The organism is Pseudomonas sp. 2822-17, from assembly GCF_002742485.1.
GTDB classification, from domain to species: domain Bacteria; phylum Pseudomonadota; class Gammaproteobacteria; order Pseudomonadales; family Pseudomonadaceae; genus Aquipseudomonas; species Aquipseudomonas cyclaminis.
In genome coordinates, this window is sequence record NZ_LJRZ01000371.1 from 61818 (window position 1) to 86864 (window position 25047).

20 protein-coding genes, 1 tRNA gene and 1 pseudogene are annotated in these 25047 nt (G+C 57.7%); 14 read left to right on the plus strand and 8 right to left on the minus strand.

Annotation, left to right across the window (positions count from 1 at the left end; all coding sequences use genetic code 11):
• The first annotated feature begins 2 nt into the window (after positions 1–2).
• The 4 genes from pgaB to AOA60_RS10325 all read left to right on the plus strand — a co-directional run bounded on the left by pgaB (position 3) and on the right by AOA60_RS10325 (position 4860).
• Positions 3–2000, plus strand: coding sequence for a poly-beta-1,6-N-acetyl-D-glucosamine N-deacetylase PgaB (gene pgaB / locus AOA60_RS10310; RefSeq protein WP_099584337.1), 1998 nt, complete (start codon positions 3–5; stop codon positions 1998–2000).
• Positions 2001–2002: 2 nt separating this feature from the next.
• On the plus strand, positions 2003–3343 hold the full coding sequence (gene pgaC, locus AOA60_RS10315; RefSeq protein WP_099584338.1) for a poly-beta-1,6-N-acetyl-D-glucosamine synthase: 1341 nt from the start codon (positions 2003–2005) through the stop codon (positions 3341–3343).
• A 2-nt stretch (positions 3344–3345) separates the two neighbouring features.
• Complete coding sequence (pgaD, locus tag AOA60_RS10320) at positions 3346–3828, plus strand: poly-beta-1,6-N-acetyl-D-glucosamine biosynthesis protein PgaD (RefSeq protein ID WP_099584339.1); 483 nt, start codon at positions 3346–3348, stop codon at positions 3826–3828.
• 411 nt (positions 3829–4239) lie between these two features.
• Positions 4240–4860: a hypothetical protein gene (locus AOA60_RS10325; RefSeq protein WP_099584340.1), complete on the plus strand. Its 621-nt coding sequence runs from the start codon at positions 4240–4242 to the stop codon at positions 4858–4860.
• Between the two features lie 91 nt (positions 4861–4951).
• Here AOA60_RS10325 and AOA60_RS10330 read toward each other — a convergent pair whose 3' ends face one another.
• Both AOA60_RS10330 and AOA60_RS10335 read right to left on the minus strand, forming a co-directional pair.
• Positions 4952–5539: a hypothetical protein gene (locus AOA60_RS10330; RefSeq protein WP_099584341.1), complete on the minus strand. Its 588-nt coding sequence runs from the start codon at positions 5537–5539 to the stop codon at positions 4952–4954.
• A 16-nt stretch (positions 5540–5555) separates the two neighbouring features.
• Positions 5556–6167, minus strand: coding sequence for a hypothetical protein (locus tag AOA60_RS10335; RefSeq protein ID WP_099584342.1), 612 nt, complete (start codon positions 6165–6167; stop codon positions 5556–5558).
• A gap of 173 nt (positions 6168–6340) precedes the next feature.
• On the opposite strand from AOA60_RS10335, the gene AOA60_RS10340 reads away from it, so the two are divergent.
• The 7 genes from AOA60_RS10340 to AOA60_RS10370 all read left to right on the plus strand — a co-directional run bounded on the left by AOA60_RS10340 (position 6341) and on the right by AOA60_RS10370 (position 11753).
• Positions 6341–6922, plus strand: coding sequence for a hypothetical protein (locus AOA60_RS10340; protein WP_099584343.1), 582 nt, complete (start codon positions 6341–6343; stop codon positions 6920–6922).
• Positions 6923–6960: 38 nt separating this feature from the next.
• Entirely contained in the window at positions 6961–7641 is a 681-nt protein-coding gene (locus tag AOA60_RS10345) for a CsgG/HfaB family protein (protein ID WP_099584344.1), read from the plus strand.
• A 29-nt stretch (positions 7642–7670) separates the two neighbouring features.
• Positions 7671–8033: a DUF4810 domain-containing protein gene (locus AOA60_RS10350; RefSeq protein ID WP_032884856.1), complete on the plus strand. Its 363-nt coding sequence runs from the start codon at positions 7671–7673 to the stop codon at positions 8031–8033.
• Positions 8030–8680, plus strand: a complete 651-nt coding sequence (locus AOA60_RS10355) for a DUF799 domain-containing protein (RefSeq protein ID WP_099584345.1) — start codon at positions 8030–8032, stop codon at positions 8678–8680. The genes AOA60_RS10350 and AOA60_RS10355 overlap by 4 nt, the downstream gene beginning before the upstream one ends.
• A 144-nt stretch (positions 8681–8824) precedes the next feature.
• Positions 8825–10447, plus strand: coding sequence for a VWA domain-containing protein (locus AOA60_RS10360; RefSeq protein WP_099584346.1), 1623 nt, complete (start codon positions 8825–8827; stop codon positions 10445–10447).
• 131 nt (positions 10448–10578) lie between these two features.
• A complete protein-coding gene (locus AOA60_RS10365; RefSeq protein ID WP_099584347.1) occupies positions 10579–11151 on the plus strand; it encodes an RNA polymerase sigma factor in 573 nt (190 codons plus the stop codon).
• The gene (locus tag AOA60_RS10370) at positions 11148–11753 is read left to right on the plus strand and encodes a hypothetical protein (protein ID WP_099584348.1); all 606 of its coding nucleotides are present in this window, start codon (positions 11148–11150) and stop codon (positions 11751–11753) included. The genes AOA60_RS10365 and AOA60_RS10370 overlap by 4 nt, the downstream gene beginning before the upstream one ends.
• A 46-nt stretch (positions 11754–11799) precedes the next feature.
• Here the strand turns inward: AOA60_RS10370 and AOA60_RS10375 are convergent, their stop codons facing one another.
• Entirely contained in the window at positions 11800–12831 is a 1032-nt protein-coding gene (locus tag AOA60_RS10375; RefSeq protein WP_099584349.1) for an SDR family oxidoreductase, read from the minus strand.
• A 116-nt stretch (positions 12832–12947) separates the two neighbouring features.
• Between AOA60_RS10375 and AOA60_RS10380 the strand changes: the two genes are divergently transcribed.
• Both AOA60_RS10380 and AOA60_RS10385 read left to right on the plus strand, forming a co-directional pair.
• Positions 12948–13841, plus strand: coding sequence for a LysR family transcriptional regulator (locus AOA60_RS10380; RefSeq protein WP_099584350.1), 894 nt, complete (start codon positions 12948–12950; stop codon positions 13839–13841).
• A gap of 631 nt (positions 13842–14472) precedes the next feature.
• Entirely contained in the window at positions 14473–15378 is a 906-nt protein-coding gene (locus AOA60_RS10385; protein ID WP_143522418.1) for a hypothetical protein, read from the plus strand.
• Positions 15379–15684: 306 nt separating this feature from the next.
• Here AOA60_RS10385 and AOA60_RS10390 read toward each other — a convergent pair whose 3' ends face one another.
• From AOA60_RS10390 to AOA60_RS10410, 5 genes and pseudogenes are all read right to left on the minus strand, one after another.
• Positions 15685–16818: a DUF3800 domain-containing protein gene (locus AOA60_RS10390; RefSeq protein ID WP_099584352.1), complete on the minus strand. Its 1134-nt coding sequence runs from the start codon at positions 16816–16818 to the stop codon at positions 15685–15687.
• A 296-nt stretch (positions 16819–17114) separates the two neighbouring features.
• A complete protein-coding gene (locus tag AOA60_RS10395) occupies positions 17115–20630 on the minus strand; it encodes a DEAD/DEAH box helicase (protein WP_099584353.1) in 3516 nt (1171 codons plus the stop codon).
• Positions 20617–21393, minus strand: a complete 777-nt coding sequence (locus AOA60_RS10400) for a Hachiman antiphage defense system protein HamA (RefSeq protein WP_256592824.1) — start codon at positions 21391–21393, stop codon at positions 20617–20619. Before AOA60_RS10400 ends, AOA60_RS10395 begins: the two co-directional genes overlap by 14 nt.
• Positions 21394–21882: 489 nt before the next feature.
• Positions 21883–22948, minus strand: a pseudogene (locus AOA60_RS10405) (DUF927 domain-containing protein); the annotation flags it as partial.
• 109 nt (positions 22949–23057) lie between these two features.
• Positions 23058–23134 (minus strand) — tRNA-Arg (locus AOA60_RS10410).
• 369 nt (positions 23135–23503) lie between these two features.
• Between AOA60_RS10410 and gabD the strand changes: the two genes are divergently transcribed.
• Entirely contained in the window at positions 23504–24946 is a 1443-nt protein-coding gene (gene gabD / locus AOA60_RS10415; protein WP_095186318.1) for an NADP-dependent succinate-semialdehyde dehydrogenase, read from the plus strand.
• Positions 24947–25047 lie beyond the last annotated feature (101 nt).

The following is a 25047-nucleotide window of genomic DNA, read 5'->3' on the forward strand; positions in this document are numbered from 1 at the left end:
CCATGACCTTCCTCAGCCGTTGCTTGTTGGTTCTGGGTGTATTGCTGGCCAGTGCCTGCGCCCAGCAACCCGCACCTTTCACTCCACCCGCCGAGCGGCCGACCCCGCTCAACGAACAGGCGTGGCCGAAAAACCATTTCCTGGGCATTGCCTACCACGACGTGTCGGATCGCGATCCCGACCAGGCCGTGGTGGCGGTGCGCACCGAGCGTTTGATCGAACAATTGGCCTGGCTGCGCGAGAACGGCTACCAGGCGGTCAGCGTTGACCAAATCCTGGCCGCCCGCCGTGGCGGCCCGGCATTGCCGCCCAAAGCCATCATGCTCAGCTTCGACGATGGCTATTCGAGCTTCTACACCCGCGTGCTGCCGATTTTGCGCGCCTACCACTGGCCGGCCCTGCTGGCGCCAGTGGGCAGTTGGATCGACACACCGCTCAACCAGCCGGTGGACTTTGCCGGCTCGCCCCGGCCGCGTGGCGAGTTCCTGACCTGGCAGCAGATTCGTGAAGTGTCCCAGTCCGGCCTGGTGGAAATCGCCGCACACACCGACGCCAATCACAAAGGCATCCTCGCCAACCCCCAGGGCAACCTGGAGCCGGCGGCGACCTCGTTGCGTTTTGACCCGGCTACCGGGCGTTATGAAAGCCAGGCGCAGTTCGATGCGCGGTTGCGTGCGGATGTGGTGGCGATCTCCAACAAAATCCAAACCGTGACCGGCAAGAAGCCACGGGTCTGGGTATGGCCATACGGCGCGGCCAAAGGCACCTCGCTGGCCATTGTCGGCGAGCAGGGCTACCAGATGGCCCTGACCCTGGAAGACGGCCTCGACAGCTCCGATAACCTGATGAACAGCCCGCGCTTCCTGGTGGCTTCCGACCCGGATGGCGAGCATTTCGCCAACAGCATCGTCGCGGTGCAAACCCCGGCACCGCTGCGGGTGCTGCATGTGGACCTGGATAACGTCTACGACCCGGATGCCGCCCAACAAGCGCGCAACCTCGACCAGTTGGTGCAACGTGTGGTGGACATGGGCGCCGGTACGGTGTTCCTGCAAGCCTTCGCCGACCCCAAGGGTGACGGCCTGGTGCACTCGCTGTACTTCCCCAACCGCCACTTGCCGATGCGCGCCGACCTGTTCAACCGCGTCGCCTGGCAGCTGCACACCCGTGCCCATGCCAGCGTGTATGCCTGGATGCCAGTGCTGAGTTTTGCCCTTGATCCCAAGCTGCCGCGTGTGACGCGCTGGGACCCGGAAAGCGGCAAGGTGGGCATCGACCCGGATCAATACAAACGCCTGTCGCCGTTCGACCCGCAAGTGCGCAAAATCATTGGCGAGCTCTATGAAGACCTGGCGCGCAACAGTGCCATCGACGGGGTGCTGTACCACGACGACGCGGTGTTCTCGGACTTCGAAGATGCCAGCCCCGCCGCACTCAAGGCCTATGCCGCCAACGGCCTGCCGGGCAGCATCGAGGCCCTGCGCGCCGACCCTGCGGCGATGCAGCGCTGGACGCGCTTCAAGAGCCGCTACCTGATCGACTTCACCAATGAGCTGACCGCCAAGGTCCGCGCCATTGCCGGGCCGCAGGTGCTGACCGCGCGCAACATCTTCGCGCAGCCGATGCTCAACCCCGAAAGCGAAGCCTGGTTCGCGCAGAACCTCGATGACTTCCTGCAGACCTACGACTGGACCGCGCCCATGGCCATGCCGCTGATGGAAGGCGAGACGCTGAAAAACTCCAACGCCTGGCTGGAAAAGCTGGTGGCGACGGTCAAGGCCCGCCCCGGTGCGATGCAGCGAACCGTATTCGAGCTGCAAGCCAAAGACTGGCGTACCCCGGGTGCCCCTGACCTGTCCGCCGCGCAAATGGCCGAATGGATGGGTGTACTCAAGCGCCAGGGTGTCACGAGTTTTGGCTACTACCCGGACAACTTCCTGGAAAATTCCCCGGACCTGAAGACTGTGCGTCCGGCCCTTTCCAACCAATGGAACCCTTGACCATGTTCGACAGAATCCTGGCTTTATTCGTGCTGGCACTGGTCTTGGGCGTGCCCCTGGGCCTGATCTTCCTGGTCACCGGGCAGTTCCTGATGGACTTCGTGTTCTTCTATCCGCTGTTCATGTCGGCGTTGTGGATTGCCGGCGGCTTGTACTTCTGGCTGCACTGGGAGCGCCACTGGCCTTGGGAAGAAGACACCCCGGCGCCGACCCTGGCCGGCAACCCGCTGATCTCGATCATCATCCCTTGCTACAACGAGGGAGATAACGCCGCCGACACCATCCATGCGGCGCTCGGTCAGCTGTACACGAACATCGAAGTGATCGCAGTCAACGACGGTTCCAAAGACAACACCGCCGCCGTGCTCGATGCCCTGGCGCTGGAACATCCGCGCCTGCGGGTGCTGCACCTGGCGCAGAACCAAGGCAAGGCCGTGGCCTTGCGCATGGGCGCCGTGGCGGCGCGCAGTGAATACCTGGTGTGCATCGACGGCGATGCGCTGCTTGATAAAAACGCAGCGGCCTACATGGTCGCGCCGATGCTCGACAACCCGCGCCTGGGCGCCGTGACCGGCAACCCACGCATCCGCACACGCTCGACCTTGATCGGCCGCGTGCAGGTGGGCGAGTTCTCCTCGATCATCGGCTTGATCAAGCGCACCCAGCGCGTGTTCGGGCGGATCTTCACCGTGTCGGGTGTGGTGGTGGCGTTCCGTAAAAAGGCGCTGGACCGCATCGACTACTGGTCCACCGACATGATCACCGAAGACATTGACGTCAGCTGGAAGCTGCAACTGGACCACTGGAGCATCTTCTACGAGCCGCGCGCACTGTGCTGGATCCTGATGCCCGAAACCGTCGGCGGCCTGTGGAAACAACGCCTGCGCTGGGCCCAGGGTGGTGCCGAAGTGTTGTTCAAAAACATTCGTGGCATTTGGCAATGGCGTCACCGCTACCTGTGGCCGCTGTTGTTCGAATACTGCCTGTCCACCGGCTGGGCCTTCACCTTCATGCTGTCGGTGATCTTTTGGGGCGTGGGTAAGTTCATCCCGCTGCCCCAGGCCATCGCCGTGGACTCACTGATGCCGCCGGCCTTTACCGGCCTGGTGTTGGCGATGGTGTGCCTGCTGCAATTCGCAGTCAGCATCCTGATCGACCGCCGCTACGAGAAAGACCTGTGGAAAACCCTGTTCTGGACCGTGTGGTACCCGATGGTGTTCTGGCTGGTCAGCCTGTTCACCACGTTGGTCAGTTTCCCCAAAGTGCTGTTCAACCAGCACCAGAAACGCGCGCGTTGGGTCAGCCCCGATCGCGGTATCAAACCTGTTGAAGAGGAGGCGTGATCATGAAACTGGTCAGAACTCGCCAAAGTACCGTGATGTGGATCATCGACGTGATCCTGACCCTGATGGCCTGGGCCGGACTGGTCTGGCTGCTGGCGCGTGGGATCACCTCGATGCTCGACACCCACGGCGGCCCGCGCATCGAGGCGCCGATCTTCGCCGCGCTCAACACCTTGCAGATCTACCTGTGGATTGCGTTGTTCAACGCCGTGATCCTGGTCTCCTGGGCGCGCTACCAGCAACGCAAGGGGCGCAAATTCGCCCAGCGCCGCGCCGAGGCCAAGGCCCTCAGCGACAAGCGCCTGAGCGAAAGCTTCAGCCTGGCGGAGGGCGACCTGGAGCAACTGCGCCGGCCAGGCGTGTTGGTGATCCACAACGACGAAGAGGGCGGCGTGTCGGAAGTCAAAGCCCATGTCTCCCGTGACGTGGAAAAGCCGGGGTTGACCCTCGTGCCTGGCGCAACCCAAAGCAAAGACGCCAGCTAAGGCTGTAAACCCGATCCAATGTGGGAGGGGGCTTGCCCTAATGCCAGTCAGTTAAGGACGAACGCCGTACCTGTGGCGAGGGAGCTTGCTCCCGCTGGGCTGCGATATAGGTGGTCCGTTCCTTGTTCACAAAGAATGGGACTGCTGCGCAGTCCAACGGGAGCAAATTCTTATCAAAAAAATATAACCCATTGTTTTTGCTCTTAAAAAATCAATCTGCCTTGACCAGTTGTATCCCCAGCTTGCGCGCTTTTCGTTCTAAAGCGCGCAGTTGGCGGTCACGGCTCTTCTCCTCAAATGCTTCAAGTCCCTTTTCCACAATAAGCCGGAGTGGCACCTTATGGACGCAAATCCCCCGCTATGCGCCTGACCTTTCCGGCCCGCAATTATTTAGACCCAAGGAAGCTGTCAATGAAACTGTATCGTCTGTTTATCTCACTCACGGCCCTGGCGACCTGCACCAGCAGCTTCGCTGCGGCGCCTGCCCTGCAAAATTTTCTCGCCTGCGACCAGAACTCTTTGGCGGTAGTAAGCCAGCCAGGGCTCACGGAACGTGTCGCCCATAAGGTAGCGAACGGCAAGATCACGCTCAGCGGCGGCACAAAGTCCGATATGGGCCAGCGCTGGATGTTCGACACGCCACTGACGCTTGACGGTATGACCTTGACCGGCTTTTTCGCCGAAGATCAGGACCTGATGGGCTCGCGCATCATCAACTGGGGTTTCTACACCGAGCAGGCGCCCGACGCGCTTTACGCACAGCTGAGTAAAGTACCGGGTACGGCGTTGGAGAAAGCCAACGGTATCTACGCGCGTGCGCAGATCTGGTCGCACAAGCAATCAGCCTGGGTGCCGGAAGGCGGCGATGACAACGCGGGCAAGCTGGTCACCGATACGGCCGAACGCATCTTGATGGTCGAGCCCGCACCCGGTGACCTGGCCAAGACCAGCAATGGCATGATCACCTGCTCGGTTCAGGGCGCGGTGAGCGCAGCGATGCTCAAGACCACTCGACCTGACCTGATCAAGTGAGCTGAGGCCGGTAACGATACCGCAGACATGCTGAATGCCTGCGGTGTTCTCCGGTTTTTCGCGAGCAAGCTCGCTCCTACAGAGGGTGGGGTTACAGCAACTTGCGCTGCACCGCCTCATCCAGCGTACTGCGCGTCAACGCCTCGACCACTTCCCGTGTGTCGCTTTGGAACGGGATGCCCACGATCAGCACCAGATGCATCCAGGTGCGCACCGATTCGCTCTTTTTGACGCGGCCCAGTTCCTTGCCTTCCTTGTCCTTGAACACTGTCTCCAGGGTGAAGATGTTTTTCGCTGTGGTCGGGATAACGAAGAACGTGAAACCGGTGATAAACGCCGACACCGGGCTGTATTCCTCGTTGTTGTGCAGCGTGGCATCCACGTAGATGTCCGAGTCGACCTTGTCGGTGCTCACCCGCGAAAAGCGCTGGGAGTCACGATACGAATCGGCCACGGCCTTTTCCCACATCACCACCGGGGCGCCGACGGCTGCGTTGCCCGGGCCGCCGTTGACGTGGTTCTGCGCGGTGGTGTGCACATACGCCGTGGGCTTTTGCGCCGGTGCGTTGGCGGTCGGTGGCCAGGTCTGTACGGCTGGCAGTTCGTGCTGCGAGTAGGACACGCAACCGGTCAGCAAGACCGCTGCGAGTACCAGGCTGTGTTTGATCAATCCTTTCATGTTTCGCTTCCTTTAATTACGGTTTGGCCAGGTTGGCAGTGGCGGTGTCGAGCAATTGCCCGACCAGTTTGGTCAGCTGTTGGCCGCCCATTGAAGGCGCCCAATATTGGCCGCTGTAAAGCCCGACGTTGTGCTCGAACTTGATCGAGTCCTTGGCCTTGGTCAGCTCTTTACCAGTGCGGTCGACAATCACCAGGTCGCCGGCCACCTCGAAGCTGTCCACATAGATCGGGCCGTTGACCCAGATCCAGATGGTCAGCGTCAGCAGCGCACCGGGGACGTACGCCGGGTGCGGTGCGCGATGGCCTTTGAGGGCGGTCATGTTGAATTTAAGTGTCACGTCCTGCTCGCCCAGGCGTACCGGGTACTCAGTAACTTGCTTGAAGTAACCCGCCGTGCGCACGTACTGGGTGATCTGGGCCGTCAGGGAGCTGCTGATGGCAGCCTTGTTGGCCTCGTTGACGTCGGCGGCGCTCACCGCCACATCAGCAATTTGCGCGCTGCGCGGGCTGCTGACAGCTACGGGGTGGAGCGGGGCGGCGATAGGGCCGGTGACGGTGTAGGAAACGCAGCCGGTCATCGACAGCGCGGCGAGCAGGGCCGAAGCCCGGAGGAAGACTTTAAACACGCAATATCCCTATTAATAAACAGACCCAACACAGTGTCTCGACCGCATGGTACACAACTTGAGAAATGTGCGGCGGCGCACGCAGGCGACCGAAAGCACTTGAGAAGCCCTCTCAACCCCGTAAAATGCCGCGATTGTTTAAAGCACGATACTTTTCAGGGACGAATTCAGACATGCGCGCGTTTGCCGTATTCCTCGTTGCCTGCCTGATGGCGGGCTGCGCCTCCAAGCCGGAGTACTATATTTCTCCGGCGCCGGTGACTATTCCCAAGACGGCCACTTACTGGCTCGATACCTTTGATGTTGAAGTGGTGGGCAAGAACGAGCGTTTTTTGCCGGATGACAAGGTGCGCCAGCAACTGGGCGTCGATCTGGTCGACCGCCTGCTCAGCGCCAAGCGTTATGCGACCAGCAAGGAAAAGGCCGATTACCTGTTGGACGTGAGCATCGTCTATACGCGCCATATCCCGGACTCCAAAGGTGGCCTCTCGACGTTGATCGTGGATGACAACACCATTCTGGCCGCTGTCGATTTCAGCTATCAGGTCAAGGTCAAGAAGGGGGCTGGCGAGGTGCTGCATTTTGCCAAGACGCGTAACAACCTTGTGCCCGCCGGTGTGATGGGTGAAGCACAAAAGTGGAGGACCATGGGCGGTATCATCACCAACTCCGGTAACTCCAGCGTCGAGCGTTTTTATACCGGCGTTTTGAGTCGCGACATCGTCGATGACCTGCGCGCCATTCCCTCTCGTTAATGCTGTCTACTACCGATTTATCACCCCAGGAGCACTACGTGAAAGCACTCTCCAAAATCCTGCTGTCAGGCCTCACCGCCGCAGCGCTGCTGACCGTGGCCGGTTGCGCCACCGAAAGCAATCGCGCCATGCCGGTGGAGCAGGTTGCCAGCGCCCACGTTGCCTATTCTGGCGTGCGCGTGCCGATTGCCGTGGGTAAGTTCGACAACCGCTCCAGCTACATGCGCGGCATCTTCTCCGATGGCGTTGACCGTCTCGGCGGCCAGGCCAAGACCATCCTCATCACCCACCTGCAGCAAACCAACCGCTTCAGCGTGCTGGACCGCGACAACATGGGCGAAATCTCCCAGGAAGCCGCGATCAAAGGCACCGCGCAGAAGCTCAAGGGCGCTGACTACGTAGTGACCGGCGACGTGACCGAGTTCGGCCGCAAAGAAACCGGCGACCGCCAGCTGTTCGGCATCCTCGGCCGTGGCAAAACCCAAGTGGCCTACGCCAAAGTTGCGCTGAACATCGTCAACATCAGCACCTCCGAAGTGGTGTATTCCACCCAGGGCGCCGGTGAATACGCGCTGTCCAACCGTGAAGTGGTCGGCTTCGGCGGCACCGCCAGCTACGACTCCACCCTCAATGGCAAGGTCCTGGACCTGGCCATGCGCGAAGCGATCAACCGCCTGGTCGACGGCATCAACGCCGGTGCCTGGAACCCACGCAACTGATCAGCAACACCTCAAGGAGCAGTACACGGATGAGCAAGGCAGTGAAGTTGGCGCTGATGCTGACAGCAATCGCGGCAGTCGCCGGGTGCCACACGGCGCCCCAACCCCTGTATCAATGGGAAAGCTACCAGCCGCAGGTTTATGAGTACTTCAAGGGCGAGCCCAAGGAAGCGCAGGTCGAGGCACTGGAACGCGATCTGCAAAAGATCAACGCCAGTGGCCGCAAGGCGCCGCCGGGTTACCACGCGCACCTGGGCATGCTCTACCTGAGCATGGGCAAGGATGATCAGATGGTGCAGGAGTTCCGCACCGAGAAAGCACTGTTTCCTGAGTCCGCCGCCTACATGGACTTTCTGCTGAAAAACGCCAAGACCGGAGTGGCCACCAAATGAGCCTGTTAAAACTCACTGGCGCCTTGCTGGCCCTGGCGTTGCTCGGCGGTTGTGCGACGCCCAAGACCGTGGATTACACGGCGTATAAACAGGCGCGGCCGAAGTCGATCCTGGTGCTGCCACCGATCAACGAATCCCCGGAAGTGCAGGCCTCGTACAGCCTGGTCTCGCAAGTGACCTACCCGCTGGCCGAAGCCGGTTACTACGTGTTGCCGATCGCTCTGGTGGACGAAACCTTCCGCCAGAACGGCCTGACCACCGCCAACGATATCCAGGGCCTGGCGCCGACCAAGCTGCATGACATCTTTGGCGCGGACGCGGCGCTGTACATCACCGTCAGCGAGTACGGCACCAAGTACATGCTGATCGCCAGCGACACCGCCGTGACCGCTTCGGCCAAACTGGTCGACCTGCGCACCGGCACCACCTTGTGGACCGGCACCGCACGCGCGTCCAGCGAGGAAGGCAACAACAACGGCGGTGGCCTGGTGGGCATGTTGATTACGGCGGCGGTCAAGCAGGTGATCAACAGCTCCACCGATGCAGCGCACCCGATTGCCGGTATCACCAGTGCGCGGTTGCTGTCACCGGGCCAACGCGCCGGGATCCTATACGGCCCGCGCAACCCCAAGTACGGCACGGACTGAGTCAATAACCTCGGTTCAACTGTGGGAGGGGCTTGCCCCCTCCCACAATTGGTCTGCAGTGTTATCTGAATCCGAATTAACCCGAACACCCCACCCCCCGCGTCTGACCTTGTGAACAGATCATTCACTCACGAGGCTCAGCCCATGTCCCATCCTCTGCTCTTCCTGCGTCCTGCCGCCCAAGGTTTTGCCGTTACCGTGCTGGTGGCGCTGGCTGGGTGTGAGTCGTCCTCTTCCCCCGATTTGGCCGAACCGGCCGCCCCTGTCGCCGAGCTGCAAAGCGCGCCGATGCAAGGCGCACTGGTCAAACGCATGGCCATGCCCGCCCCGATGCGGATGCAGGAGTCCATGGCCATGGACTACCGCAGCGAACCCCGTGAGCAATACGCCAACTTGCCGGACAACCCGGTGCACCGTGTGGCCGAAACACCGGTCTCCACCTTCAGCGTCGATGTCGACACCGGCAGCTACGCCAACGTACGACGTTTCCTCAACCAAGGCAGCCTGCCGCCCGAAGGCGCTGTGCGATTGGAGGAAATGGTCAACTACTTTCCCTACAGCTACGCACTGCCCAGCGACGGCTCACCGTTTGGCGTAACCACCGAACTCGCTGCCACACCGTGGAACCCGCACACCCAACTGCTACGCATCGGCATCAAGGCGTCCGACCGTGCCGTGGCGGAGCTGGCGCCGGCCAACCTGGTGTTCCTGGTGGACGTGTCCGGTTCCATGGACCGCCGCGAAGGCTTGCCGTTGGTGCAAGGCACGCTGAAATTGCTGGTGGATCAGTTGCGTGATCAGGACCGGGTTTCGCTGGTGGTGTATGCCGGTGAATCCCGCGTGGTGCTCAAGCCCACCTCGGGGCGCGACAAGGCCAAGATCCGCAATGCCATTGATCAACTCACTGCTGGCGGTTCCACGGCAGGCGCATCCGGCATCGAACTGGCCTATCAGATGGCCCGTGAAGGCTTTATCGACAAGGGCATCAACCGCATCCTGCTGGCCACCGACGGTGACTTCAATGTGGGCATCAGCGACTTCGACAGCCTCAAGCAGATGGCTGCCGAGCAGCGTAAAAGCGGCGTCGCGCTGACCACACTCGGCTTCGGTGTGGATAACTACAACGAACACCTGATGGAACAACTGGCCGATGCGGGCGACGGCAACTACGCCTACATCGACACCCTGCGCGAAGCCCGCAAAGTGCTGGTGGACCAACTCAGTTCCACCCTGGCCGTGGTGGCGCAGGATGTGAAACTGCAGGTGGAATTCAACCCGGCCCAGGTCAGCGAATATCGCTTGCTGGGCTATGAAAACCGCGCCTTGAAGCGTGAGGATTTCAACAACGACAAGGTCGACGCCGGCGAAATTGGCGCAGGGCATACCGTGACCGCGCTGTACGAAATCGTACCGAAGGGCGAGAAGGGCTGGTTGGAGCCGTTGCGCTACGCCAGCGCGCCTGCGGTCGAAGCTAAGTCCGATGAACTGGCGATGCTGCGCGTGCGCTACAAGCCTGCGGCAGGCGGTGATAGCCGCTTGATCGAGCGGCCCATCAGCCAAGACATCACCAAGGCCAGTGACGACCTGCGCTTCGCGGCGGCGGTAGCCGCCTTCGCCCAACAGCTCAAGGGCGATGGCCGCTACACTGGCAACATGAGCTTGAAGGACACCGCAGCACTGGCCCGCTCGGCGCGGGGCGATGACCCGTTCGGCCTGCGCAATGAATTCGTGCAATTGGTCGAACTGGCCCAAAGCCTGAAACCCTGAATGTGGGAGGGGGCTTGCCCCCGATGACACTAGAGCAGTCAATACATCGGTTACTGATAAACCGCCATCGGGAGCAAGCTCCCTCCCACCTTTGAGCAGCGCTAACTTTACAAAAGGAGTTCGCCCCTTACATGGCTGTTCCCGATGATCCACCCAGCGACGAATCCCTGCTGGCCCGCTACCGCACCGGCGACGCCGCCGCGTTCGAAGTCTTGTACGCGCGCCATCGCCAGGGCCTTTACCGTTTCCTCATATCCCTCTGCAACAAGGCCGAACTGGCCGAGGAGATCTACCAGGAAACCTGGCTCAGCCTGATTCGCAGCAGCACCCAGCCACAAGGCCGGGCGAGCTTTCGTACGTGGTTGTTCCAGATTGCCCGCAACCGCCTGATCGACCACTGGCGCAAGCACGGCATCCATAACCCGCTGCATGACAGCTACGACGAGCAACTGCACGCCCAGGCCGACGACAGCGCCGGCCCCGAGCAACAGTTGAGCCTGAGCCGCGACCAGGCGCGCCTCGACACCGCCCTGCAAGCCTTGCCCGAAGACCAGCGCGAAGTCTTCCTGCTGCGCGTGCACGGCGATCTCGACGTGCCACAAATCGCCACGCTCACCAACGCCCCGCTGGAAACCGTAAAAAGCCGCTTGCGCTACGCCTTGCAGAAACTGCGTCGTCTGCTGGCCGAAGAGGTATCTGTATGACTGATTCCCGACACACTCCGGACAATGACGACGAGCTGCTCCAGCATTTTCGTCAACACAGCACGGTCGAGCCGCCCGCGTCCCTCGACGCCTTCATCCTCAACACCGCCCGCCGCGAAGCCCCGGCGCCGCAACCGAACCTGTGGCAACGCTGGCTGCAAGCGTGCCAACGCCCACGCTGGCAAATGGCATTCGCCACCGTGGCCGGCCTGGCGTTGATGATCGGCGTGGTCATGCGCGAGCCGGTGCCGCAAACCGAAATCTCCACCGCTACGTTCTCCGCCGTGCACGAAGAAGCTGCACGGCCGGCACCTCAGGCGTTATCCGCCCCAGCACCAATGGCCCGCATCGCCGCCGCGCCCAAGACCGAAAGTGCGCCGGTTCAGGCCGAAATTGCCGGCGCGATGGCGGATCAGTCCATGGCAAAAATGAGCAAGCGCGCACCGGTTGCCCAGCCTTCGTTGGAGGAGGGGCTGCGGGAAATTATCCGGTTGCGTGAAGCGGGGCAAACCAAAGCGGCGGACGAACAGTTGCTGGTGTTGCATGAGCGTTTTCCCGAGGAGGATTTGCCGGCACGCCTGGAGGCGCTGCAAAAGCGTTGAGCCGGTGCCCACAAAAAAGCCCCAGGCCTGTTGGCCTGGGGCTTTTTTACACCCCGCCGTACTGCTGGTGCCAAGCCACCGTATCGGTGACGGTCTGCTCCAGCGCGCGAAAGCTCAGGCCAAGCTCCTTTTCACTCTTGCGGTGGTTGAACGAGGTGCGGTGCTCCTCGCGTATCAACAGCCGCAAGGTCGCCATGCTCAGCAAAATGGGTTTACCGGTGATGTAGGCGTAGGTCTCTTGCACGGCGGCCAACAGGTAGAGCACGGGCAGTGGCAGTTGTCGGGACGGGGTTTTCACATCGGCAATCCGTCCCAGCAGCGGGACTAACTGGCGCATGGTCAAGTTGCGGCCGGCCGCGAGATAACGTTCGCCGCGTCGCCCGTACTGGGCGGCAGCAATGTGTGCCAAGGCCACATCGCGAGCGTCGACCAGCGAAAAGGTGCCGGGGATCAGCCCCGGCAGCTTGCCATTGATCACGTCCCTGACCAATTGCCCCGAGGACGTCGGCCCACGGTCGCCCGGCCCCCACATCCAGCCAGGCAGTACCATGCACGCGCCCATCCGGGGATGGGTTTGCAGAAACCTCATCACTTCACGCTCAGCGAGGATTTTGCTGCGGTAGTAGTCATCCGCATCGGCTTCGGCGCGCAGGCACGTCTCATCAATGGGCGTACCGGGTGCGCCGTCGAGCACGGCAATCGAAGAGGTGTGCACAAACCGTCTGACCCCTGCGTCGTAGGCATGCTGGAGCAATGCTCGTGTGCCGGTCACGTTGATCCTTTCGAGCGCGTCCCAGTGGCTGCCGCCCTTGTAGTTATCGCGAAAGAACGCCGCGCAGTGAAACACCGTGTCGCAGCCTTGCAGCGCCGACGCAAAGGCGCCGACATCGGCCATGTCGCCCACCACCCATTCCACGCCCGGCAGGTCACTGAACTGCTGTTCAGCCTTGGTTTGCGAGCGCACCAGGGCCTTGACCGAGTAGCCGCGTGCAACCAACTCGCGGACCAGGTTGTTGCCCAGCAAACCGGTGGCGCCGGTCACGAACGTACTGTGCAGACGATGGGGATTTGAGTTCATTCAGGCCATACCAAGTGTTTAGAAGGCCGCTAGATATACCGCTGAGACCACGCGTGAAAAACGGCGACTGCGGCATAATGGCTTTGCATATTTGCAGACCAGGGATGAGCACGGGTATGGCGTCGCAAGCAAATTGGGATGATCTTCGTCTGCTGTTGGCCGTGTCGCGGCGTGGCAGTTTTCTGCAAGCGGGTCAGTTGCTGGGGGTAGCGGCGTCCACCGTTTCCCGGCGCTTGACCCAATTGGAAGCCGCCCTCGGGGAGCCGCTGGTGGAGCGCGGCGTCGAGGGATGCTGGCTGACCTCGCGCGGGCAATCGTTGGTGGACGTCGCGCTGGCGGCCGAGGCCGGCCTGCGCCGCCAGTCGATGATGGAGGGGGACGGGGCGCGGGCCGTGCTGAGCGGCACGGTACGGGTCAGTGCCGGCGAGGGGTTTTCGGCCTCGATCCTGGAAGCGGCCAATCGTTTTACCGCCCTGCACCCTGGCTGTGCCGTGGAGTTACTGGTCACCACCGACTTTCACAAGATCGTGCGCGGCGTGGCCGACATCGCCGTGCGCACCGCGCATCTGGGCGAACCTTCGCTGATCTATCGAGCGCTGGGCACACTCGACTACGGCGTGTTCGCGCAGGCTGCTTACCTGCAGCGATGCCCAGCGCTCACCCCCGCCACGGCGGCCAGTATCGCCTTGCTGCCGCCGCTGGACCTGTTGCCGCCCATGCGCGCGGCGAAGGCGGCGGGGCTGGACCATGCCGCGATCCGCGTGAGTTCGTTCAACGTGCAGCTTGAATCGGTGAGGCGCGGCATGGGCATCGCGGTGCTGCCGCGTCTCCTGGCGGAGGGCCTGAGCGAAATTTTCCCGGAGATTGAACTGCCGTCGCTGGACGTCTACCTGGTCACCCGGCCCCAGGCGTTGAAACAGGCGCATATCCACGGGTTTTTCATCCTGCTGGAGCAGGTGCTGCGCGAGGCCCTGGCCCGCACGGGGCGGGCTTCTTGGGGTGTTTCGTAGACTGTCTGAGACAGCCAGAAACTAGTGTCTGGTGCCCCGGCGTCGTTTGAACCAGGCATGCAATTATTTGATTTTGTTCAATATTTATTATTTTTTTCGAGATTAAGGATACAGGAGGGGATACACGGCGGGTGTTGCTAGATGATTTTTTTTGCTCACTGCTGGTTAGGGCGAGATTTTTTATACGATCTGATCGACTTTGCCAAATAAGGTGAGAATCCTTTGATTTCTAGGAAGCTTCTAAGAGTCGTTTGGGATCCTTTTCTGTATATGAAGGACGGGAGAGTTTTGCTCGAAATCCCCTCCCTGTAATGGCATAAGTATGGCATCATATTTATTCATCTCATCAAGGCTAGGCGTAGGCGTTGAGAAATCGCCAATTTTGTCCACTCCTCTGGGCGAGATGTGAAGTTTTTCTTGAAGCAATAAATTCGCAGCGGTTCTCTAGAGTTTAAACTGCTCAAGCTAGTCTCGTAACATTTGCATTTTTTTAAAGTAGCTATTGATCTGTAATTTGTCTCTTAGGAAAAATTAAGTTGGACTTTTTAGTGGGGTTGGCATACCCCCTGATAGGTTGTACGAGTACTAAAAGTAATTACTAAATTCAACATTTTTATGCTCCGAGGGAGTTATGGCTCGAAGTCAAAAGCAATTTGTACGCTGGGTTCCCCGCGAGGTATCTTCATGGCCATATCAAGTTTTTAAGAGCCACGAACGCGAACTTTATCGATCTTATTGGGCATACATGCCTACTATTAAGCTCGTCTATACGCATCTTGGTGGTGTTGCGAAATGGGAAGATCTCCCGACGGAGCACCTAGTTTTTAAAGATGAACAAAAAGCCGCATTATTTAAAGATATGAAAGATTGGTCGAGTGGATTTAATGAGTTTGAAAATTGGACGAACTTAAATGCACTTGTTTCCTTGGTTTCATATTTGGAGACTTATATTTCCGCTATTGTTTCTCTTGCGATTGAGTCCGATGTTGGGGTTCTTTATGGCGCTTCAAAATCGATTGATGGGATTTATGTGCTTAAGCATGGCAATATTCTTAAGTCGAATATTGGGGTTCACGTCAAAAACTGTGTGAAAGGTGACTGGTCATCGAGAATAGCTGCTTATAAGTCTATGTTTGGTACCGTTCCTACCGTTCTAGAAAGTAACATCAGCGACTTAGAGGCTATGCGCAACTTAAGAAACAATATCGGTCATGCCTTCGGCCGCGATATTGAGGATTCTCGAAGAAAAGGAATAAGGCGCACAGCTCCAATGGAGCGACTATCATTCGAGAGGTTGTACAAATATCAGCGATTAGCAAAAAAGATCGCTGGGGCAATAGATAAGCACTTGCTTCATCAACATATTGGAGACTTTGAGACCATATATTTCTACCATCAGATGGTACCTACGTTACCTACTCATGTGCACCCGAACAGTCGGGCTATACTTTTCAAAAAGGCACTCGGGCGTTTTGGTGCGCAGTCGATTGGTAAGAACTTTTGTTACGGCCTAGTTATGTATTATGAAAGTCTATGAAGGATATATTTTCTAGTGTTAAAAGTTTTTATTTTTGATGATTGGTTAAGGCTTGCTCTTTAAGGAAGTATTTGAAGTTATAAGCTCCGGCGCAGTCTGCGGTCCATCGCTTGTTGAGTCGGATACAGTGATTCGTGGGAGTGAAATTAACGAACTGTTGGCTAAGTAAAAATATCCATATTAGTTTTGGTTTATTTTTCTCTGTGTGTTTTTTATATCAAATCAGGGGGCGCTTAGAGGGGCTTATTTACAGTGGAATGTTTGTAAAGAGGCCCGTCAATTCAATGCAGTAGGCGTGTTTTTATATCAATCGCTTTTCAGGTGAGGAGGGAGTTTTCGATCAAACAAAAAATAATCAGCTTTCCAATCACTGTCCATGGTGGTGATTCTAAATAATAGAGCATTGCTAAACTTATCGGTTGCTTCGACAAGTTTTTGGAAAAGCTTCAGGTTTTCTTTTTGAGTCATGCTGAGATTTTTTTTCTTTTTCATCAGCATTTCCGCCGAATTTCGTTCTATGAAAGTAAAGTACTTTCCTAGGAAACCCACAATAACATCCGACAGCTGGATTCCTGGAACGGCTTTGGAGTCTGCAAAGCTGAAATCTATATACCTATCACCGTCCTTGATTCGGACTCCCTCAATTGCTTTTTGAATAGTAGGTTCCTCATCAAAAATATGCGTTGAGTTTTTGAATCTAGCTATTCGATTTAGAAATATGTCCTGAAAACCCTTTATTAGTTGGTTGGGAGTTTCGTCGACAATAAAAGCCAGTTCGGTAAGCGACTTCGCCTCAAGAAGTACTTTGCAAAGTAATGCAAGTGCCTGGTTATGTTCGATCGGTAGATGGGTTAAAACGAAGCTCCTTACAGAGCCCAAAAAGAGAGGCGTTGCGCCACGACCAACGTCGGGATAGTTGTAAGATCTGAGTATGGAAAGAAATCCCGCTACGTCACACGTAACCATGCGGTAAAGCTCGTTTTTTAGTTCGCGATGTATTGGCGCATATTTGCGAAACTGTTCGTCTGCAACAATTGATTCAATTATGTCAAGAATTGACCAGTTTAGGATGTTCATGTTTGTGTAGTGGATTTTTATATCTTGCTGGATTAGCCATTCTAAAAAAACCCCTAGCTTTCTGGAATCTAAAACTTTTTCAAAGTCCCCTTTGGCTACAAGATCGAACTTTAACTCGGGTGCGCTTTTTTGGATTTTTAGAATGCTTCGCAGTTCGTCCAGTGTTTCAATGCTAATATTTTCATCAGTCGCCACCCCGCCAAGTACAAAGTTATCGTATTTTGACACGTTAAAGCCGTTTTCGGTTAGCAGTAGTTTTCTTACATTATTGGTCTCGTCATAATATATTTTCATTTTTTTTTCTGTGCTGTGCACTGTAGGGTCAAAAGGTGCTAGGTTTTCTACATGTAAATCGTATTTCATAAGTTTTCCGTTTTCTACTGGGATTGTTAGACTAATATGTACCCGTGTATAGGGGTGTGCGTTATTTAACTACTATTAATATTTTCGATACTTTGATGGGGTTTTGCTCGTGACCGAATGCTAAATTGAAATGGTGGTAGAGCTGGGGATGAAATCTTGGATTTTTAAATATATAAGATTTTTAATTTGCAATCGGGTAGCGCACTATTAGACAGCGTTCACTGGTATATAACCCGATTGCTAAAGCCCAGTCCTCTGCTAACTTATTGAGTGTGCTGGCCAACTGATCTGTGTTTTTAGGCATCTGCATTCGCCCAGCGCATGAGTCCGCGGCCAATGCGCAGAGCTTCCACAAGTCTGGTCTTGCCTGGCAGTCGGCCCGAGAAGAGGCTTGGCTTGGGATCGAGCGCCGGTTTCTTAAAGGCGGCTACTCGTTGGTAGTCGGGGGTTACCAGCCAGGTCCGTCCATCGCCTTCGTCGGTGACGATCCTATAGAGTCCTTCGGACGGGGCAACATCAATATCAAGTAGTCGTTTGTAACGTGCGACCGACCACTTCTGGATGCCGGCGCTTAGAGCTTCGGTCCGGAAGCGCGCCCAAAGAGCGGCAGTGTTCGGCGTCGGCCAGTTGCTTGCAACTGTGTAGGCTGTGATCTCGTCGGACTCAAGCCAAGCTCGCATCTCAGATGGCGTAACAAAGACCGGTAGGGCGCCATCAATGGCAGCCATTGCTGCACGCCGTGACGGTAGGCCCGCGCGGATCAGCATCGCCATCATTAATCGAGGAACGCCTGTCTCGACCGTGGCCGCCGCGCCGCCTGCGACCATATCCGGTGCCCAACCGAGGGACATTCTGCGGGTACGGACCGCTTCCAGCGCCCAGACCAAGCGATAGGTGAAGGCATCTTCAACCGCACGCATATTCTGTGGTCCGATCTTAGATACGTCCTCGCCGGATACCCAACCACGCAGAATGGATTTCCAATTTGCCGGCAGCGCATTCGATTTGTCCGGTATAAAGGGACGCATGAACAGCAGGCGCTCGCCGAGACCGCCTAGCGCATCGGCGAGTTCGTCGACTTCGCCGCTGAGCGCGGCCTCGTCTGCCCGATCAAGTAGTGCGGCCAACTCGTCAGCCATATCATCGATCATGAGGCCCGCCTCAAGCCCGACGCCCATGGCGAAATGTCCGCGCCGAGCCTGTGCATTCGTGGTTTTCCAGATGAGGTCGGCGCGACTTTCGAGCACTCTCTTGTGCAGAGGGGCGATAGCTGCATCCTCGCGGGCAATCTGGCGTGCCCAAAGCGATCCCTTAAGTGCCTCGTCCAAGAGCATGGGGAGATCCTCGCGATCAGCATCCAGTGCTTCTATAAGACCGAACACGGTTGCGTCGAGTCGCTCTACGAGCTGAGACAGTGGCTCTTCATTAATCTTTTGCTCGTCGTCTTCTGCGTTTTCCGGGTCGCCTTCAACGCCGTCATTTCCATTGGGGCCGTACTCCACGGCAGCTGCCAGCCGATTGGCAACTTCGGCTTCTTCGTTAGGTGATCTCCATGCCTCGCGTGAGTTTGCGAGATACTCCCATGCATCGTCGCGATCTAGGACGCCCTTGCTTGATAGGCGTTCCAGGATCTCCGCAACGATTTGGATGAGGCCACTCTTCAAGGTCCGTGCCTTGGCTGAGGCGACCAGCCTGCGCCATTCACGTGTTCGCCAGTCTATCTCGTCAAACATCACATGGACGATCAGCCCTTCAACATCCACAAATGCACGCCCCGCACGGCCAGCGACATTAGCGAATTCCTCCCCTTTAATCTTCTCGCCCGCCCTATACAGCGCAGGTACCAGGAGGACAGCAGCGTTAAGGTTGAGGCCCTGAGAGAGAGTGGGAGACGCGACGATAACCTTCAATACGCCCTCGGACAGTAGGAGTTCCAGTTCGCGTAGAAATGGATTGGGAAGGCGGCCATGATGGATCGCTACACCCACTTTCAAGCTGGCCACGGCTGGATGATTTTCGCCCAACCATTCTTTACCCACCTCCAGGGCGCGGGCGATCAACGCCTCGTCATCTAGCAGCGACTCCAGATACCCTCGTTTGTTGAGATCTACGACCTGCTTGCCGTAGCTCTCGACCCAGTTAGCCTGGGTGGAGAAAATCAAGGTGCGTTTGCCCTGCTTAGCGAATTCCCATGCAGCAAACAATGCGAGATGCGAATTCTTGCGGGGATAGGGATTTTTCTCCCTTCCGCGCGCTGGCTTTTCTGCAACGAACCTGTCAACAAAGGGGCCTCCGGCATCAAGATCTAGCCGTAACCGCGCATCTTTACCACGCCACGTGAGCGCGCCGAATCGCTGACGAGTCGGGCGCCAGTCGGAGCGCACCGGCTCGCCCTCTTCATCCGAGCGTATCCAGGCCGTGAGGTCGTCCAATTCGCTGCCGCTTGGCAGGATTGCGGAGAGACATACAATACGCCGGGTGTTGGAATCAGCCCGTCGCAGCAGACGCTGTACGAGAGTTTCATAGCGGATTTCCCGCTCGCTAGGGCCGATCATATGGCCCTCGTCAAGGACGATTAGGCCTACATCGTCTATTAGGGCGGGATCGCTGCGCAGTGCGAAATCGAGCTTTTCAGGCGTAGCGATGATGATCTCGCGAGTTCGTAAGGCGTCCTCATCGCCCGCCGACAGACCGCTGGCGCCATAGAGTGAGGAGACGCTGAATCCGAGCGGTGCAAAGGTCTTCTTGAAAGAGCGCTCGGTCTGTGCAGACAAAGCGCGCAGCGGCGTTACGATTAACACCCGTTGACCCAAAGATAGTGTCATGAGCGCGGTAATCTCGGCTACGCGAGTTTTGCCTGCGCTGGTCGGTAGCGCTACGACGAGGTCGTCCGTAGTATCGGTGGAGCGCTGGGCAGCTTCGCGCTGCGAGGGCCACAGCTCCACTTCCGAGGTCTTCCTGGCATAGAGTGAAGAGATGAACAGCCGCCGTAGCTCAGGATATTTATCCTCAATGCCTTCGGGCGGCTCAGTCGGGAGGATCTGGTGCAGGGAGTGCTGCCATAGGTCGTCGATCAGGTGGCGGCAGAGGCTTGAAATCCACCATAGTGGGACGTTTGCGGCGTTGTCGGCCAGGCTAATGGCGGTTGCGAGCAGGGCCAGCGCACTTTCGATAGGCTCGTCTTCACCGGTTTCGAGCGCGAAGTCGAAGAATGCCAGCGCCCGGCAGATGGTCGTGTTAAGTATCGTCGAAAGGGCCTCGTCGACATCGGGTTCGTCAGCACGTAGCGCCTCCGCTATCTCCTCATCGCTATGGGTCTCGTCGCTCAGCCATTCGCGAACGAAGCCGCGTAGCTGGTCGAGATCGCGCAGGATCAGGTGTCGTATGGCCATCTCGCCCGGCGAACTGTTGAGGTCATCCGCCGTTTCGTTGAAGAGAGAATAGGCGACGGCGGAAAACCCTGCGAGATGGTAGGAAGAGGCTGCGATTGTGCGCCGGAAACCACGATCGGTTGAATTCGGATCACCATTGCGGACCAAGGCTTCGAAGGCGTTCGCGGCGTGCTCGAACGCCTTGCTGGTTAACTCAGAAGCTCCTTCCTTGGCACGCAAGGCCATCGCACCCCGAAGCAGTGCGAAGCCGTGTTCGGCCAGATCGGTCTCGATGGTTGCGCCAAGAGGTGGAGCGTTGGGCGGCAGGACCCCTTCTTCGCGCATTAGAGACCAGGCCGCGCCTCTGTATAGAAGGCGTCCTAGGATTCCGTCGGTGGTCGCCTTCGTTAGGAATGCAGTCAGCTCGTCAATAGTCTCCAAGGTCTTCCGCCTCCTTGTACATGGCTGCGATGAAGTCTTGGTGGTCTTCGACGTGGAGGTTCACAACGTATTGATCCTGATTGGTTCCGGCGGCGGCCAGGTTCTCTCTCAGCGATGCGTGGGGTCCATTACCTGACATGGTGAAGAGCATGTGGTCGATGCGATCGATCTGTAGAGATTTAATCCCCACTTCGTCGCGGAGGCTACGACCCAGTTCATTGTCACGGTGCTCATTGCTTTCTAACAGGCGGTTGGCAACGAACAAGAGTGAGTCTGGTGTGCAGCGGCCGTTATCTCGGTCTAGTACCTTACGTGCGCTGGTGACCGTCGCCTTGCTGAGCACCTTGTTGCTCTTAGCTTCTCCTTTCAGAAGCCAGAGCTTTTTGCCCTTTTTGTCGTAGCCGGCACCGATGAAATCATCGCCACGCATTGCCATGTTGCGGCCATCCTTATATCGAAGGCGGCGCACTGGGACGCGTAGGCCGACCTCCTCCTCGACTAACTCAGTCGCTAGGATCTCGCCAAGGTCGCCGGATCGTCCCTTTGAAGTCTGTGGCATTGCAGTTCGGAGGATTTCACTGGCAATCTTGTATCCGAGTCGACTCACATCCTCGGCTATGCGTTCAAGTGGTTCATAGTGCGCGCGGATGGTCTCGGCGAGGTCGTCGCAAATCTCGTCGCGGCCACCATCCTTTTCGACATAGGTCCAGTAATGCTTGCGCGCGGCCTTTACTTTGGCGGACTTGCACCATCTCTCATACATCTCCACGGCGATCCCTCTATCAAACAGCCCGATCCATGTGCGTTGTTGAGTGCAGAGTGGCCACTACGATCACCGAGTATGCATGCATCGTGCGTTTTCGGAAAATATTACATTTTGACAGTATTGAATGTGTGCTCTGGTTGGTCATTGTCCATAGTGCGCGGTAAGGGCTAGCTCGGAGTGCGTTCTGATATTCAGGAACTTTTTAAGATCTCTACGATGGTTATGCCTATTTTCGTGTCCCATTTTCCTTGAACACCTTTCGTGCCTGGAGCACCGGATTTCGGACCAAGGCCGTCAATTTGTGGGCTAGCTGCTTCTTGTTCCTCTCCAGTTCTTGGAGCGTTTCACGTTGAGGTGCGTATTTGTTCTGAGCCGCTTTAATTTCTGGGGTTGAAATCGAGTTTCTGTTAGACGTGCGGGTATCTCCATTTACATAGGGTGCTGCGAAAGGCTTGCCGGAATGGCAGGCCAAAATGGATAACTAATTTATGCGGCCTCGAAGGAGTGCCCGCTGTCATCCGCCATGAGTGCGGATGAGTTAAAAACGTAGGCACGGGCTTTAGGCATGCCCGGCAGTCTTACCGATTGAGCCGCTTTGCCATCGCTGCCAGGCTCTAAAATGGCGCGGCTCAATAGCTCTTTGTTAACGGCGTTCAGGTTCATGCCTTTGAAGACTTCGGAGCACCAAGCCTCGGGCAGTACGTAGTAGGTAGTGGTGGTGTGCAACGCATCACCCAGGCCGTGCTCCAGCGTCTTGCGAAAGCCCAGACGGTCAATGGTGCGAGGGCCGTGCTCGTCGATCTTGGCTGCGGCGGATTCCCAGCGGGTGAAACGGCTTTCTCCGAAACGCTCTATCACTTGGCGAAGGCGCGCTACGATGGCGTCATTTTCGAAGTTTCCGGCGCCGCCGCGCTCATTCAGCCAGGCATTGAGGCAGAGCTTTGCCGTCGTGGCGGCTCCGCCCTCAGGCCAACCTGTTATCCCCAAGGCGGTGGCCAACTCTCCAACGACAGCGGCCAACCCAAAACGAGTGGCAGCACGTTGGGCCTGTTCGCTCGCTGACTTGGGTAATGAAGTCGAGACAAACCGCTCAATGGTGTGGCGCAAAATGGTCGACCACCCCGCATCTTTCCGGGCTCACATAGGGCTGACAGGAAGGCGGTGTAATACTTGGTCACGTGTGCTTTTAGAGCGTCTGAAAGCGCAGCGGCGCCGTCAAAGCCATTGTGAGCGCGTCGAACATTCCAAGCCTTTTGCTGGCATCGGCAGGCACTGCGAGCACGCGTACTTCCATGCCTGCTTTAAGATTCTTGTCTGCCTCTGCCATGTGCTGCGCCAACGTCTTTTCCCCGGTAGAGCGAAACAACAAACGCCATTCCTGTGAGTTACGACCGGCCTGGCCTCGATCATTGGCGCGTGCTTTACCACTGCCATTACCCAGCATGTAAACCGTTTCGCCAATGATGTGCGGATCGCACATCCGAATTTCATCGAGAACCAATAAGCCGTCTGAGTGCGCGGCGGCGATGGACTTCAGGGCGTTGTCAGTAGTGGAATACACGGAGGGAAGAGAGGTGAACAGTCATAAACAAGAAAGCCCGCACAGGGCGGGCTTCTTGGGGTGTTTCGTAGACTGTCTGAGACAGCCCGAGACTGCTATATGGTGCACCCGGCGGGATTCGAACCCACGACCCCTGCCTTCGGAGGGCAGTACTCTATCCAGCTGAGCTACGGATGCTTGTGCGGGCGACATCATACCCATGTCGACCATGGGCGTCCATGCTGGTCTTTGGTCCTGAAACGGTAGGAATTTGCCTGACGAAGGCCCTGCGCCGCGTAACTCGGATCAATGCACGCCAATCTGCCTCGGCTACGCTGATCCGAAAGATTCGGCAAATGCGCCGTTTTCGTTCTTTTTTTCGAACAGACTATTGCCCTGTACCCCCATTGATCCTAGGATTCGTTTGAGATTTCAAACGCTCTGTCTCCCGTGCGCTTTCAACTTCCTCGCGTGCTGGGGCTGATTTCCCTGACGGCAGCCCACAAGGCGCCTTTCAACAACTCTAATTCGCTCCGCGTGCGCGCGGTGCTGTTAAGGAAAGCCGACATGCAGCTCAAAGATACCCAGTTGTTTCGCCAGCAAGCCTTTATCGATGGCGCTTGGGTCGATGCGGACAATGGTCAAACCATCAAGGTCAACAACCCTGCCACGGGCGAGATTCTCGGCACCGTGCCAAAGATGGGCGCCGCGGAAACCCGCCGTGCCATCGAAGCCGCCGACAAGGCCCTGCCGGCCTGGCGTGCACTGACCGCCAAGGAGCGCGCCAACAAGCTGCGCCGTTGGTTCGAACTGCTGATCGAAAACCAGGACGACCTCGGTCGCCTGATGACCCTCGAACAAGGCAAGCCGCTGGCCGAAGCCAAGGGCGAAATCGTCTACGCCGCGTCCTTTATCGAGTGGTTCGCTGAAGAAGCCAAGCGCATCTACGGTGACGTGATCCCCGGCCACCAGCCCGACAAGCGCCTGATCGTGATCAAGCAGCCAATCGGCGTGACCGCTGCCATCACTCCGTGGAACTTCCCGGCTGCCATGATCACCCGTAAAGCCGGCCCGGCCCTGGCCGCCGGTTGCACCATGGTGATCAAGCCTGCGTCGCAAACTCCGTTCTCGGCCCTGGCCCTGGTTGAGCTGGCGCACCGTGCTGGCATCCCGAAAGGTGTGTTGAGCGTGGTTACCGGCAGCGCTGGCGACATCGGCGGCGAGCTGACCAGCAACCCGATCGTGCGTAAATTGTCTTTCACCGGCTCGACCGAAATCGGTCGCCAACTGATGGCCGAATGCGCCAAGGACATCAAGAAAGTCTCCCTGGAACTGGGCGGCAACGCGCCGTTCATTGTGTTCGACGACGCGGACCTGGATAAGGCCGTGGAAGGCGCGATCATCTCCAAGTACCGCAACAACGGCCAGACCTGCGTCTGCGCCAACCGCCTGTATATCCAGGATTCGGTGTACGACGCGTTCGCCGAAAAACTCAAAGTGGCCGTGGCCAAGCTCAAGATCGGCAACGGTCTGGAAGACGGCACCACCACGGGCCCGCTGATCGACGAAAAAGCCGTGGCCAAGGTTCAGGAGCACATCGCTGATGCCCTGAGCAAAGGCGCCAAGCTGCTGGCCGGTGGCAAGGTGATGGAAGGCAACTTCTTCGAGCCGACCATCCTGGTCGACGTGCCGAAAAACGCCGCCGTCGCCAAGGAAGAAACCTTCGGTCCACTGGCGCCGCTGTTCCGTTTCAAAGACGAAGCCGAAGTGATCGCGATGTCCAACGACACCGAGTTCGGCCTGGCGTCCTACTTCTACGCCCGCGACCTGGGCCGCGTGTTCCGTGTGGCTGAAGCGCTGGAATACGGCATGGTCGGCGTCAACACCGGGTTGATCTCCAACGAAGTGGCGCCATTCGGCGGCATCAAGGCCTCGGGCCTGGGCCGTGAAGGCTCCAAGTATGGGATCGAGGATTACCTGGAAATCAAATACCTCTGCCTGGGCATCTAAGCCTCGGTTTGGCATGGCTGTAAACGCAAAGGGCACGAGAGCGCTGACCCTTTGCGTGTTTCACATGGTTATTCGTAGTGACCGGGAACGCTGTGGCAGTC

Bases quoted from the DNA above. Each gene is read 5' to 3' on its own strand.
- pgaB (WP_099584337.1), top strand. From the start codon at position 3: ATGACCTTCCTCAGCCGTTGCTTGTTGGTTCTGGGTGTATTGCTGGCC.
- pgaC (WP_099584338.1), top strand. From the start codon at position 2,003: ATGTTCGACAGAATCCTGGCTTTATTCGTGCTGGCACTGGTCTTGGGC.
- pgaD (WP_099584339.1), top strand. From the start codon at position 3,346: ATGAAACTGGTCAGAACTCGCCAAAGTACCGTGATGTGGATCATCGAC.
- AOA60_RS10325 (WP_099584340.1), top strand. From the start codon at position 4,240: ATGAAACTGTATCGTCTGTTTATCTCACTCACGGCCCTGGCGACCTGC.
- AOA60_RS10330 (WP_099584341.1), bottom strand. From the start codon at position 5,539: ATGAAAGGATTGATCAAACACAGCCTGGTACTCGCAGCGGTCTTGCTG.
- AOA60_RS10340 (WP_099584343.1), top strand. From the start codon at position 6,341: ATGCGCGCGTTTGCCGTATTCCTCGTTGCCTGCCTGATGGCGGGCTGC.
- AOA60_RS10350 (WP_032884856.1), top strand. From the start codon at position 7,671: ATGAGCAAGGCAGTGAAGTTGGCGCTGATGCTGACAGCAATCGCGGCA.
- AOA60_RS10355 (WP_099584345.1), top strand. From the start codon at position 8,030: ATGAGCCTGTTAAAACTCACTGGCGCCTTGCTGGCCCTGGCGTTGCTC.
- AOA60_RS10360 (WP_099584346.1), top strand. From the start codon at position 8,825: ATGTCCCATCCTCTGCTCTTCCTGCGTCCTGCCGCCCAAGGTTTTGCC.
- AOA60_RS10365 (WP_099584347.1), top strand. From the start codon at position 10,579: ATGGCTGTTCCCGATGATCCACCCAGCGACGAATCCCTGCTGGCCCGC.
- AOA60_RS10370 (WP_099584348.1), top strand. From the start codon at position 11,148: ATGACTGATTCCCGACACACTCCGGACAATGACGACGAGCTGCTCCAG.
- AOA60_RS10375 (WP_099584349.1), bottom strand. From the start codon at position 12,831: ATGAACTCAAATCCCCATCGTCTGCACAGTACGTTCGTGACCGGCGCC.
- AOA60_RS10380 (WP_099584350.1), top strand. From the start codon at position 12,948: ATGGCGTCGCAAGCAAATTGGGATGATCTTCGTCTGCTGTTGGCCGTG.
- AOA60_RS10385 (WP_143522418.1), top strand. From the start codon at position 14,473: ATGGCTCGAAGTCAAAAGCAATTTGTACGCTGGGTTCCCCGCGAGGTA.
- AOA60_RS10390 (WP_099584352.1), bottom strand. From the start codon at position 16,818: ATGAAATACGATTTACATGTAGAAAACCTAGCACCTTTTGACCCTACA.
- AOA60_RS10400 (WP_256592824.1), bottom strand. From the start codon at position 21,393: ATGTATGAGAGATGGTGCAAGTCCGCCAAAGTAAAGGCCGCGCGCAAG.
- gabD (WP_095186318.1), top strand. From the start codon at position 23,504: ATGCAGCTCAAAGATACCCAGTTGTTTCGCCAGCAAGCCTTTATCGAT.